At 71.4% G+C, this 11,309-nt stretch carries 13 protein-coding genes; 4 read left to right on the top strand and 9 right to left on the bottom strand.

Features of this window, described 5'->3' with window-relative positions; genetic code table 11:
- Positions 1–94: 94 nt before the first annotated feature.
- Both GEV27_RS02550 and GEV27_RS02545 read right to left on the bottom strand, forming a co-directional pair.
- The gene (locus GEV27_RS02550; RefSeq protein ID WP_153654538.1) at positions 95–367 is read right to left on the bottom strand and encodes a glutaredoxin family protein; all 273 of its coding nucleotides are present in this window, start codon (positions 365–367) and stop codon (positions 95–97) included.
- Complete coding sequence (locus tag GEV27_RS02545; protein ID WP_309221990.1) at positions 364–1,941, bottom strand: AMP-binding protein; 1,578 nt, start codon at positions 1,939–1,941, stop codon at positions 364–366. The genes GEV27_RS02550 and GEV27_RS02545 overlap by 4 nt, the downstream gene beginning before the upstream one ends.
- A gap of 51 nt (positions 1,942–1,992) precedes the next feature.
- Between GEV27_RS02545 and GEV27_RS02540 the strand changes: the two genes are divergently transcribed.
- From GEV27_RS02540 to GEV27_RS02530, 3 genes are all read left to right on the top strand, one after another.
- Positions 1,993–2,865, top strand: coding sequence for an HAD family phosphatase (locus GEV27_RS02540; RefSeq protein WP_153654540.1), 873 nt, complete (start codon positions 1,993–1,995; stop codon positions 2,863–2,865).
- 53 nt (positions 2,866–2,918) lie between these two features.
- A complete protein-coding gene (locus GEV27_RS02535; protein ID WP_309221989.1) occupies positions 2,919–3,617 on the top strand; it encodes a sigma-70 family RNA polymerase sigma factor in 699 nt (232 codons plus the stop codon).
- A gap of 103 nt (positions 3,618–3,720) precedes the next feature.
- The gene (locus tag GEV27_RS02530) at positions 3,721–4,797 is read left to right on the top strand and encodes a DUF5667 domain-containing protein (RefSeq protein ID WP_153933390.1); all 1,077 of its coding nucleotides are present in this window, start codon (positions 3,721–3,723) and stop codon (positions 4,795–4,797) included.
- A 19-nt stretch (positions 4,798–4,816) separates the two neighbouring features.
- On the opposite strand, the gene GEV27_RS02525 is transcribed toward GEV27_RS02530, so the two are convergent.
- The 6 genes from GEV27_RS02525 to proC all read right to left on the bottom strand — a co-directional run bounded on the left by GEV27_RS02525 (position 4,817) and on the right by proC (position 9,669).
- Positions 4,817–6,031 (bottom strand): lysophospholipid acyltransferase family protein, encoded by a 1,215-nt coding sequence (locus tag GEV27_RS02525; RefSeq protein ID WP_309221988.1) that lies wholly within the window; start codon positions 6,029–6,031, stop codon positions 4,817–4,819.
- Entirely contained in the window at positions 6,028–7,011 is a 984-nt protein-coding gene (locus GEV27_RS02520) for an NAD-dependent epimerase/dehydratase family protein (protein WP_153654543.1), read from the bottom strand. The genes GEV27_RS02525 and GEV27_RS02520 overlap by 4 nt, the downstream gene beginning before the upstream one ends.
- A 6-nt stretch (positions 7,012–7,017) precedes the next feature.
- Positions 7,018–7,119: a 30S ribosomal protein bS22 gene (locus GEV27_RS02515; protein ID WP_019143756.1), complete on the bottom strand. Its 102-nt coding sequence runs from the start codon at positions 7,117–7,119 to the stop codon at positions 7,018–7,020.
- A gap of 198 nt (positions 7,120–7,317) precedes the next feature.
- Complete coding sequence (locus GEV27_RS02510) at positions 7,318–7,503, bottom strand: helix-turn-helix domain-containing protein (RefSeq protein ID WP_153654544.1); 186 nt, start codon at positions 7,501–7,503, stop codon at positions 7,318–7,320.
- A gap of 153 nt (positions 7,504–7,656) precedes the next feature.
- Positions 7,657–8,853: an acetoin utilization protein AcuC gene (locus tag GEV27_RS02505; RefSeq protein ID WP_309221987.1), complete on the bottom strand. Its 1,197-nt coding sequence runs from the start codon at positions 8,851–8,853 to the stop codon at positions 7,657–7,659.
- A gap of 9 nt (positions 8,854–8,862) precedes the next feature.
- Positions 8,863–9,669: a pyrroline-5-carboxylate reductase gene (proC, locus tag GEV27_RS02500; protein WP_153933389.1), complete on the bottom strand. Its 807-nt coding sequence runs from the start codon at positions 9,667–9,669 to the stop codon at positions 8,863–8,865.
- Positions 9,670–9,692: 23 nt separating this feature from the next.
- Between proC and GEV27_RS02495 the strand changes: the two genes are divergently transcribed.
- Positions 9,693–10,652, top strand: coding sequence for a bile acid:sodium symporter family protein (locus GEV27_RS02495; protein WP_309221986.1), 960 nt, complete (start codon positions 9,693–9,695; stop codon positions 10,650–10,652).
- Here the strand turns inward: GEV27_RS02495 and GEV27_RS02490 are convergent.
- Positions 10,649–11,287 carry a LysE family translocator gene (locus tag GEV27_RS02490; RefSeq protein ID WP_153933388.1) on the bottom strand — a complete coding sequence of 213 codons (639 nt, stop codon included), beginning with the start codon at positions 11,285–11,287 and terminating at the stop codon, positions 10,649–10,651. The two genes, GEV27_RS02495 and GEV27_RS02490, sit on opposite strands and share 4 nt — an antisense overlap.
- Positions 11,288–11,309 lie beyond the last annotated feature (22 nt).

Here is an 11,309-nt window from a genome sequence, read left to right as displayed (position 1 = left end):
TGCTGGGGATTATCCCTTGCAGGATGACATGCAGTGCTTCGCCAGTTTAAGAGTTTGTGAACGCGTTAACAAAATCGAGACCGGCGCCGGTGGGTTATGTCACACGTCGGCGACGCCTCGCCAGTGCCCTGCGGAGCCTCGCGGGGTCGACCCGCCAGAAGTCGTGCTGGGCGCCGTCGACGAACGTGACCGGGACCTGCTCGGTGAAGCGCGAGCGAAGGTCCTCGTCCCCGTCGATGTCCACCCGCAGCCACGAGTCGCCGGTCTCACGGCAGATCTCGGCGACCTGCGCCTCGGCGATCTCGCACAGGTGGCAGCCCTCCCGTCCGTAGACCACGACCCGCGCGGCGTCGGCGTGAGCGATCACCGCGCACCCAGACCCAGCGTCTCGCTGCGGACCAGCGACCGCAGACGCCCCTTGGCGACCTTGCCGGTCGCGGAGTGCGGCAGCCCGGTCACGACGATCACGCGGCGGGGCTGCTTGAAGCGGGCCAGGCGCGTACGGCAGTGCTCCTCGACGGACTCCACGAGCGCGTCCTCGTCGCCGGACGCCTCCTCGGTCGGCACGACGAACGCCGCGACGGCCTCCCCCGTCTCCTCGTCGGGCAGCCCGACGACCGCGACCTGCGCGACCCCCGGGACCTCGGAGATGACGTCCTCGACCTCGAACGGGTAGACGTTGAAGCCGGAGACGATCACGAGCTCGCGCAGGCGGTCGACGAGCGTGAGGTCACCGTCCTCGTCGAGGAAGCCGATGTCGCCCGTCGGGTACCAGCCGTCGGGGCGCGGTCCGTCCACGCCGTCCGGCCAGTAGCCCGAGAAGACGTTGTCGCCCCTGACCCAGATCTCCGCGGGATCGCCGGGAGCAGCGTCCCGGCCGTCGGCCTCGACGATCCGCACCTCGATGCCCGGCAGCGGTCGCCCGACCGATCCGGCCTTGGGCGGCGATCCGGGCTGGCGAGGCGATCCCATCGTCGTCGCGATGACGGGGGCGGTCTCGGTGAGCCCGTAGCCCTGCTCGATGTACTTGCCCGTCGACGCGTGGAACATCTCGGCCAGCTCGGGGTCGAGCGCGGAGGCGCCCGACAGGACCATCGAGACGCTGCTCAGCTGGTCGCCGAGTCCCTCACGTCCGGCCCAGGCCGCGACCACCGGGGGCGCCAGCGGGATGTTGGTGACCCCCTCGGCACGCACGAGATCGAGGAGACCGGCGGGGTCGAAGCCGTCGACCATCACGACGCGGGCGCCCTGCCGCACGGCCTGCCCCAGCACGCAGTTGAGCCCGTAGATGTGGAACATCGGCAGCAGGCCGAGGCAGATGTCGTCGGGCGTGACCGCGGGCGGGTCGAGCTGCGCGATCTGCTCGATGTTGGCGATCAGCGCCCGGTGGGTCAGCATCGCGCCGCGCGGCTTGCCGCTCGTGCCGGACGTGTAGAGCACGACGGCGAGGGCCTCGGCGTCGGCGGGCGAGGCCGGGGGCGCCCCGGACGCGTCCTGGAGGAACGTCTCGAAGGAGGTCTCCCCCGCCACGGGCTCGGCGCCGTCGACGATCACGCTCACCTGCTGGTCGTCGGTGATCGCCTCGCGCACCTGGGCGACACCGGCCTCGTCGCACAGCACGACCCGGGCGCGGGAGTCCGCGAGCATGCGGCCGATCTCGCGGGTGGTCGAGCGAGGGTTGACGGGCACCGCGACCATGCCGCCGCGCAGGATGCCGAAGTAGGCGATCGGCAGGTCGATGCGGTTGGCCATCACCACCGCGACCCGGTGGCCCGCCACCAGGCCCCGACCGGACAGCGCACGGGCCACGGCGTCGGCCGACTCGTCGAGCTCTCGCCAGGTCACCTCGCGGCGTGCGTCGCCCCGGTGCTCGACCAGAGCCACCCTGTCCGGGGCGTTCGTGGCGGCCGTGTGGACGTACTCGCTGACATTGACTGTCACCCCTTGAGTCAACCACAGCTGGTGAGCCCGGGAGGGCGTTAGGCTCGGCACATGGCACGGGATGCAGCACCCGATCAGCCCCGCAACCTGCAGTCGCGCTCCGTCCTGGCAGGCCAGGCCGCTGCGTCCGCCACGGAGATCGAGAGCGCGTTGTCGACCGCTCCGGACCCCACCGCCGCCGCCTTCTTCGACGTCGACAACACGATCATGCAGGGCGCCTCGATCTTCCACTTCGCGCGCGGCCTCCACCGGCGCGAGTTCTTCACGACGCGCGACATCCTGGGCGCGGCCTGGCAACAGCTCTACTTCCGGGTCGTCGGCAGCGAGGATCCCGAGCACATCGCGAAGGCACGGGCCAGCGGGCTCGCGTTCATCGCCGGCCACAGCGTCACCGAGCTCGAGGAGATCGGTGAGGAGATCTTCGACGAGCGCATGGCGGCCCGGATCTGGCCCGGCACGCGCGCGCTCGCCCAGTGGCACCTCGACCGCGGCCAGCGGGTGTGGCTCGTGACCGCGGCACCCATCGAGATCGCGACCGTGATCGCCCGTCGGCTCGGCCTGACCGGCGCGCTGGGCACGGTCGCGGAGCACGTCGACGGCATCTACACGGGTCAGCTCGTCGGCGAGATGCTCCACGGGGCGGGCAAGGCCGTCGCCGTCCAGGGCGTCGCGGACCGCGAGGGCCTCGTCCTGGCCGACTGCTACGCGTACTCCGACTCCAGCAACGACCTGCCCATGCTCTCCCTCGTCGGCCACCCGTGCGCGATCAACCCCGACGCGAGCCTGCGCTCCCACGCGAAGACCAACGGCTGGCGGGTCCGCGACTACCGCACCGGTCGCAAGGTCTTCCTGGCCGGCGCCAAGGGCACCGTCGCGGCCGTGGCCGCGGGCACCACATGGCGGACCCTGCGACGCCGCAGATAGGCGACGACCGGGCCCGCCTGCGGCTACACTCGCGGCAAATCAGGGAGGCCTGGGTGGAGCACGTCGGAGCGCTGCGCATCGCGCTGTCGCTCGCCCTGAGGCTGCGGGACGACCGGTCGCTCCAGGTCGCCCTTGCCGTGGCGGACTCACCCGCGTACGCCGCGTCCGGCGGCCAAGGGCCGGCCCCTCACGACGACGACCCCGAGGCCGCCCGGCTGCGGGCGCTCGTCGACCTGGCCAAGGAGGGCGACGCCGAGGCCTTCGGCCAGCTCTACGACCACTACGTCACGGGGATCTTCCGGTTCGTCTACTACCGGGTCGGCTCGCGACAGCTCGCCGAGGACCTCACGAGCGAGACCTTCGTCCGGGGGCTCCGGGCGATCCAGCGCTTCAGCTGGCAGGGCAAGGACTTCGGCGCCTGGCTGACCACGATCGCCCGCAACCTCGTCGCGGACCACTTCAAGTCGAGCAGGTCGCGCCTCGAGATCGTGACCGAGACGATCCCCGAGGGTCTGACCCCGGCCTCGGGACCCGAGCACGAGGTGCTCGCGCACGTCACCAACGAGATCCTGTTCGCGGCCGTCAGGGCCCTGCCCGACGAGCAGCGCGACTGCATCCTGATGCGCTTCATCCAGGGACTGTCGATCGCCCAGACCGCTGCGGCCATCGGCCGCAGCGAGGGAGCGATCAAGCAGCTGCAGCTCCGGGCGATCCGCAATCTCGCCAGGTCCGTCCCGGCGGAGGTCCGATGATGACCTCCTGGCCACCGATCGTGTCACCGTCCCGGTCCCGTAACCCCGGCACGCCCGGTGTCGTTGATCGTGCTGATCCCACCTCGACAGGCAGGAACCCCTCATGATCGGCCGTCGCTCCCACGACGACGCCCAGTCCTTCGACGAGGCCTGGGGCGGCGCCGACCCGCGGGACGAGGAGATCGCCGCTCTCGTCGCCTTCGCCGAGGCCCTGTGCGCGGCGGCCCCGGTCGAGCCCACGGCGCAGTTCCGGTCCACGCTCCGCGCGCAGCTGATGACCGAGGCGACCACGGTCCTCGAGCCCATGCCGGGGGCCGCCCGCCCGGCCGCCACGCCCGCCCGGCCCCGCAGCACGCGGCGTCGCCTCGCGGGCCTGACCGCAGCCCTCGTCACGTCGGCCGGCGCGGTCGGCCTCGTCGCGTCCAGCGCGTCGGCGCTGCCCGGCGAGATGCTCTACCCGGTCAAGCGCACGGTCGAGTCCGTCGAGCTCACCGCGTTGCACCACGGCGACGAGTCCCGAGGCTCCTTCCAGCTCGGGCAGGCCGAGGAGCGCCTCACCGAGGCTCGCCTGCTGAGCGACAAGGGCGCCTCCGACACCCTCGTGGCCGACGCCCTCGACGACTTCTCCTCCGCAGCGTCCGACGGCTCCGCCCGGCTCTTCACGGCGTACGCCGACACCCGCGAGGACACGACGGTCCGCCGGGTCAACGACTTCGCGACCGCCGCGAGCGTCGAGCTGTCCGAGCTCAAGAGCAAGCTGCCCTCGCAGGCGGGCGACGCGTACGCCGCCGCGACGCGCGAGGTCAACCGACTCGCGAGCCGGGCGTCCACGCTGTGCTCCAGCTGCGGCTCGGCCGACGTCGACCCGCTCGTGGACGTCGTGAGCGGTCTGGCGCGCGACATCCCGGCACCGAAGAAACCTGCCAAGGACGACGCCGCACGAGCTCCCGACCCGGCCGCGAGCCCGGCGCCGGCCGCACCCGGCGGCACGTCGCCGGGCGGTCCCGCCACGTCGCCGAGCCGATCTGCGCCCACCGTCCCGGCACCGGCGGCGCCGACCCGCAGCCCGTCGCTGTCCGACGTCACGGACCCGCTGCTCGGCGGGCTCCTCGGCGACGAGGACCAGGAGGGGCTCGTGCCAGGCCTGCTCAGCGGACTGCTCGGCGGTGGACGCCAGTAGGTGCCCGGGATCGCCGGCGTCAGAAGAAGGCGTTGCCCCGGTCGACCAGCAGCTGGTAGAGCGTCTGCTGGATCGTCTCGCGCACCTGGTCGGTGACGTTGAACAGCAGCATCGGATCGTCCGCGGCCTCGGGCTCGTAGGCGTCGGTGCGCACCGGCTCGCCGAACTCGATGATCCACTTGCTCGGCAGGGGGATCAGGCCGAGCGGACCCAGCAGCGGGAAGAACGGCGTGATCGGCAAATAGGGCAGCCCGAGCAGGCGGGCGAGGGAGGGCACGTTGCCCACGAGGGGATAGATCTCCTCGGCACCCACGATCGAGACCGGGACGATCGGCACGCCCGCGCGCATCGCGGACGAGACGAAGCCGCCACGACCGAACCGCTGCAGCTTGTAGCGCTCGGCGAACGGCTTGCCGACCCCCTTGAAGCCCTCGGGCCACACGCCCGCGAGCTCACCCTTGGTCAGCAGACGCTCGGCGTCCTCCTGGCAGGCGAGCGTCGCACCCACCTTGCGGGCGATCTGTCCCACGCCGGGCAGCGAGAACACGAGGTCCGCGCCGAGCGGGCGCAGATCGCGGCCTGCGTACTTCTTGACCGCATAGCCCGTGATCAGGCCGTCGAGCGGGACCGTGCCCGAGTGATTGGCGACCAGGAGCGCGCCGCCGTCCTCGGGGATGTTCTCGACGCCGCGGACCTCGAGCCGGAACCACTTCTCGGCCAAGGGCTCGACCGCTGCGGTGAGCACCTCGGCGATCTCGGGGTCGAAGCCGAACTCGTCGACCTCGTAGTCGCCGCTGAGACGCTTGCGGACGGTGGCGATCAGGGTCGCGACGCGGCTCTCCCAGTCGGTGCCCAGCACACGCTGGGCGGCCTCGATGACCGCCACGAAGATCTCGTCCAGCGGGATGCCCGCCGACAGGGGGGCGGAGCCGGCGGTGCGGGTGCGGCGCGCTGCCTCCTCGGCGGCGGCTGCCGCAGCTGCCGCGGCGTCCTCGTCGGTGACCGCACGCAGGTGCGGCTTCTCCGTCGGCGGCGGCTGCGCCGGAGGGGTCGTGGACGTGCCGGTGGTCTGCTCGTCCGGGGTGGCCTGCTTGGCGGCAGTCTTCTTCTTCGCAGCGGGCTTGCGGGGCGCCGATCCACCGGCCAGCGAGCGGGCCGCTGCGGAGGGTGACGTCTCGCGGTTGCCCCGGCCGGGGGTGCCGCCGGATCCGATCGTCTTGCGTTCGTCCTTCACGAGCGTCCTCCCAGCGCGGCCAGCAGGCCGGGCTTCAGTGAGGCCCGGAACTCGTCGAAGGTCTCCTCCGACGTGCGCGCGAGCTCATAGCCGAAGATGTCCCGCAGTCCGGTGGTGTCGACCGCCCGCCCGAACGTCAGCAGCCGGTGCAGATCGGGCGGGATGTCCGAGCCCATGGCCCGGACGACCCGGCGCGCGGCCATCGCGAAGCCCACCGGGGGCAGCGGGATGACCGGGCGGCCCAGCCGGCGTGCGGCCTGGCTCAGCAGGACGACTCCGTCGCCTGCCGCGTTGAACGTGCCCGGGCGATCGCGGACGACGGCTTGGACGAGGATCTCGAGGGCGTCCTCGAGGCTCAGGAACTGCAGGCGGGGATCGAATCCGAGCACGGACGGCAGCACGGGGTTGGAGAAGTAGTTGCGCAGCGGGCTGTCGATCTCGGGGTGCAGCACCTGTGCGGCGCGGATCGTCGTGATCAGCACCTCGGGCCGGCGGCGAGCGAACCCGCGGACGTACGACTCGACCTCGACGATGTCCTTGGGGAACCCCGTGCGCACGCCGTTGCGCGCGAGCAGCGACTCGGTGAACATCGCCGGATCACGCGGGGACGAGCCGTACACGGCGGTCGAGGACCCGAGCACGAGCTTGCTCACCAGCGCCGAGCGCTGGCACGCGGCCAGCAGCTGCATCGTGCCGATGACGTTGAGCTCCTTGGCGCCGGCTCCGCGGCCGCGCTGGGGCGGGTTGACGTCCAGGTGGACCACGGTGTCGACGTCGTCGACCGCGATGACCTTGCCGACGACCGGGGTGCGGATGTCGGCGCGGACGAACTTCACGCTGCCGAGGTCGGCATCGGGCAGGATCGTGTCGATGCCGACGACCCGCTCGATGCCTGCGCCCTCGCCGATGTCAGCGAGCCGCCGCGCGAACTTCGACGCGAACGAGCCCGCCACACCAGTGACGAGGACGACCCGGCTCATCTGGGGTTACTTGCCCAGACGACGACGCTGCACTCGGGTGCGCTTCAGCATCTTGCGGTGCTTCTTCTTCGACATCCGCTTACGGCGCTTCTTGATGACTGAACCCACGGGTCACTTCACTTCTCGTCTGGCCACGCGTACGTGGACTGGTGTGCACTTGAGACTGGTCGCCACCTGGAGGAGCCGAGCGCGAACTCAGACGCCCTGCGGCCCCGGTGATGGCTGCCCTCAGCGTACACGTCTGCTGCGGCCCGCATCCCTGGTGACCGGGGACGCGGATGCCGGGCACCAGCAGGACCGGCCGGCTCAGCCCGCCTGGAAGTAGGACTTGCCCAGGAACTCCTGGACGGCACGCTCGGGCACGCGGAACGAACGCCCGACGCGGACGGCCTCGAGCTCACCGGAGTGGACGAGACGGTAGACCGTCATCTTCGAGACGCGCATCTGACTCGCCACTTCCGCGACGGTCAAGAACGTCGGTCCGGGGGCCATGTCCCACCTGCTTCCTGAGGGGCACGCGCGCTCTCTGGCTTCCCCACCAGAGAAACAGCGCGCGTGCCTTGGTCGAGCGTAGTGCCTCGTGATGCCGCAGGGACAGGGGTTGTCCAAAATCCCCACTGATTCGACCGAGATCGGCCCCGATCGTCAGGGCTGGTGGTCGAGCCCCACGAGGGGGAACGAGGCCGTCCGGGTCGCGTGGATCGAGCGGTCGAGCCAGCTCGCGGGGTCGTAGCCGTCCTCCCACGGGCGATACGCGACGGTCCGTCCGTCGGTCATGCGCTGCGGGCCGGGCATCCCGCGCAGGTGCGCGATGCGCTCGCGCCACTTGTCGGGGGTGAGGGCCGCGGGATCCAGTGGCCTGCCCGAGACGATCGCGAGCAGGTGCGCCCAGGCGCGCGGCACGACGTCCATCACGGCATAGCCTCCGCCACCCGTGGCGACCCACTTGCCGTCGCACACCTCCTCGGCCAGCGCCTCGAGAGCGAGATAGGAGGCGCGCTGACCGTCCACGCTCAGCATCAGGTTGGTCAGCGGATCGTCCATGTGCGAGTCGCAGCCGTGCTGCGTGACCAGGATGTCGGGGGCGAACTCGCGGATCAGCGGCGGCACCACGGCGTGGAAGGCGCGCAGCCAGCCGGCGTCCGACGTGCCGGGCGGCAGCGGGACGTTGACCGCACCGCCCTCGGCACCCTCTCCCCCGGTCTCGGTCGAGAAGCCGGTGCCGGGGAACAGCGACTGCGGGCCCTCGTGGATCGAGATCGTGAGGACGCGGGGGTCGTTCCAGAACATCTTCTGGACCCCGTCGCCGTGGTGGGCGTCCACGTCGACGTACGCGACCTTCTGCGCCCCGTTGTCCAGGAGCCAGCGGATCGCGAGCGCGACGTCGTTGTAGATGCAGAAGCCGCTCGCGTTGCCGGGCATCGCGTGGTGCAGGCCGCCGCTGATGTTGATCGCGCGCGGCGCCGCCCCGGTCCAGACCCGCCGGGCCGCCTCGACGCTCGCGCCGGCGATCAGGGCGCTTGCCTCGTGCATCTGCGCGAAGACCGGGTTGTCCTCGGAGCCCAGACCGATCGTGAGATCGCGGTAGACGGGGTGGTCGCTGAGCTTCTGCACCCGCTCGATGTACGACGCGGTGTGCACCAGGGCGAGCTCGTCCTCGGTCGCGGGCCGGGCACCGACGACGTCCAGCCCCTCGATGATCCCCAGCTCCCGCGCCAGGTCCATGGTCAGCTCGATGCGGACCGGCGCCATGGGGTGCGACTGGCCGAAGTTGTACTGGATCAGCTGCTCGTCGAAGACGACGCAGGCCCGATCCTGCGTCGGGTCTGTGTGCTCACTCACACCATGAGCCTATGCCGGGCCCGAGAGCTCGGCCGAGCGGGCCGCTGCGGCGGCCATCCCGGCCACCAGCCCGTCCCTCACGCCGGCGGTGTCGAAGGTCGTGATGGCCGCATGGGTCGTGCCGTTCGGCGAGGTCACCCGGCGCCTCAGCTCCTCGGCGGTGTCGCCGGACTCCGCGAGCAGCTTCGCGGCGCCCACGAGCGTCTGCGTCGTGAGCTCACGCGCGGTCTCCTCGTCGAGACCCTGCGCGATCCCGCCGGCGATCATGGCCTCGGCGAGGTAGAAGACGTACGCCGGGCCCGAGCCCGACACCGCCGTGACGGCGTCCTGCCGGCTCTCGTCGACCACGACGACGCGGCCGCCGGACTCGAGCAGGGTGCCGACCGCCGAGAGCTGCTCGTCGGTGACGCCGGGCCCCGGCGAGATGCCGAACATGCCCTCGCCCACCAGGGCCGGCGTGTTGGGCATCGCCCGCACCACGGCCACGCCGTCCGGCAGGGCCGAGGCGATCGTGTCGATGCGGATGCCTGCGGCGAGCGAGACGACCGTGGCGCCGGGGCGGACCGAGCCGGCGATCTCGGCGAGCACGGCACCCACGTCCTGCGGCTTGACCACGATCAGGACGACGTCCGCGCCTGCGGCCGCCTCGGCGTTGCCGGTCACCTCGACACCGTGCGCGTCACGCAGCTCGGCGGCACGTTCGTCACGCTTCTCGCTGATGACGATGTCGCTGACGGGGTGGCCGGAGGACAGGATCGCCGACAGGAGGGTCTCGCCCATCACGCCGGCGCCGAGGATCGCGATCCGCTGAGTCATGGACCTCACACTAGTGTCGGGGCGTGCGCCAACGACCCGACCCGTTCATCGTGGCGCTGCTCGCCGCCGCGCTGGTCGCCTCGTTCCTCCCCGTCACCGGCGACGCGCTCGACGTGCTGAAGGCGGTCTCGGCCGGCGCGATCGGCCTGCTGTTCTTCCTCTACGGGGCACGGCTGTCGACCGCCGAGACGATGGCAGGCCTGGGCAACTGGCGCCTGCACGCGGTGATCCTGTCGACCACGTTCATCGTCTTCCCGGTCCTCGGCCTCGCGACCCAGCTGCTCGACGGCAACCCGCTGAGGCCGTCCCTGGCCAGCGGCGTCCTGCTGCTCTGCCTTGTGCCCTCGACCGTCCAGTCCTGCGTGGTCTACACGGGCATCGCGGGCGGCAACGTCGCGGGCGCAGTCGTCAGCGCGTCGCTGTCCAACATCCTCGGCGTGTTCCTCACCCCGGCCCTGGTCGCCCTGCTCATGGCCTCCGACGCCCAGGTGGACGCGGGCTCGATCGTGCGGATCGTGCTGCAGATTCTGGCGCCGTTCGTGCTGGGGCAGGTGCTGCGCCCGGTCGTGGGCGGATTCGTGCAGCGCAACGACTCCCGGCTCAAGCCCTACGACCGCTCGAGCATCGTCCTGGTGGTGTTCGTGGCGTTCAGCGAGGGGGCCGAGGCGCACATCTGGTCCGCGCTCAGCGTCTGGTCGGTCCTCGCGGTGGCCCTCGTGTGCGCGTGCCTGCTGGCCGTGGCCATGGGCTGGGCCGTGCTGATCGGCCGCCTGTCGGGGCTACCGCGCGAGGACCGGGTCGCGGTGCTGTTCTGCGCCTCCAACAAGTCCCTCGCGAGCGGTCTGCCGATCGCGACGGTGCTGTTCGGCGGCGGCGAGGTGGCGTTGATCGTCCTGCCCCTGATGCTCTACCACCAGATGCAGATCATCACGGGCGCCGTCCTGGCCAAGCGCCTGGCTCCTCCTGCGGAGCCCGTGCGCTAGTCGCCGCTCAAGGCCAGGCCGACGCCCAGCCCGATCATCGACGTGCCGCCGGCGACGCCCAGCGCGGCACCTCGACGGGGCGAGGCGTTGAACCACGACCGCAGCTGGCTCGCGATGACTGCCCAGAGCGAGTCCGACGCCAGCCCGATGACGACCGCGACGAGCCCCAGCACCAGCATCAGCAGCGGGACGTGGCCGCCGTCGCGGACGACGAACTGCGGCAGCACCGCACCGAAGATCATGAACGCCTTGGGGTTGGACAGACCCACGACGAATCCCTGCCGCACGACCGTCGTCCAGGCCAGCACCGGCGCCGAGCGCTCGGCAGCGTCCCGCACGACGAACGCCGAGCGGTGCCGGATCGCCTGGACGCCCAACCAGACGAGGTACGCAGCACCTGCGAGCTTCAGGACCGTGAACACGACGATCGACTCCTGCACGATCGCGCCGAGCCCCAGCGCGACCAGCACGACCACGACCAGCAGGCCGAGGGTGTTGCCCGCGACGGTCGCGAGCGCGACCCCCCGGCCGTACGCGAGCGCGCGACCGATCACGAAGACCACGCTCGGCCCCGGGATCGCGATGAGGACGAGCGCCGCGAGCCCGAACGTCACGAGCTGATCGAGGGTGACCATCCCCACATCGTAGGTCTGCGGG

This window comes from Aeromicrobium sp. S22 (assembly GCF_009661045.1).
GTDB lineage: Bacteria > Actinomycetota > Actinomycetes > Propionibacteriales > Nocardioidaceae > Aeromicrobium > Aeromicrobium yanjiei.
Note: the sequence above shows the minus strand (reverse complement) of the source record. Positions and strands in the feature narration are given on the sequence as shown.

Excerpts from the sequence above, each read along its gene's own strand:
- GEV27_RS02540 (WP_153654540.1), top strand. The coding sequence starts at position 1,993 with ATGGCACGGGATGCAGCACCCGATCAGCCCCGCAACCTGCAGTCGCGC.
- GEV27_RS02530 (WP_153933390.1), top strand. The coding sequence starts at position 3,721 with ATGATCGGCCGTCGCTCCCACGACGACGCCCAGTCCTTCGACGAGGCC.
- GEV27_RS02520 (WP_153654543.1), bottom strand. The coding sequence starts at position 7,011 with ATGAGCCGGGTCGTCCTCGTCACTGGTGTGGCGGGCTCGTTCGCGTCG.
- GEV27_RS02510 (WP_153654544.1), bottom strand. The coding sequence starts at position 7,503 with ATGGCCCCCGGACCGACGTTCTTGACCGTCGCGGAAGTGGCGAGTCAG.
- proC (WP_153933389.1), bottom strand. The coding sequence starts at position 9,669 with ATGACTCAGCGGATCGCGATCCTCGGCGCCGGCGTGATGGGCGAGACC.
- GEV27_RS02490 (WP_153933388.1), bottom strand. The coding sequence starts at position 11,287 with ATGGTCACCCTCGATCAGCTCGTGACGTTCGGGCTCGCGGCGCTCGTC.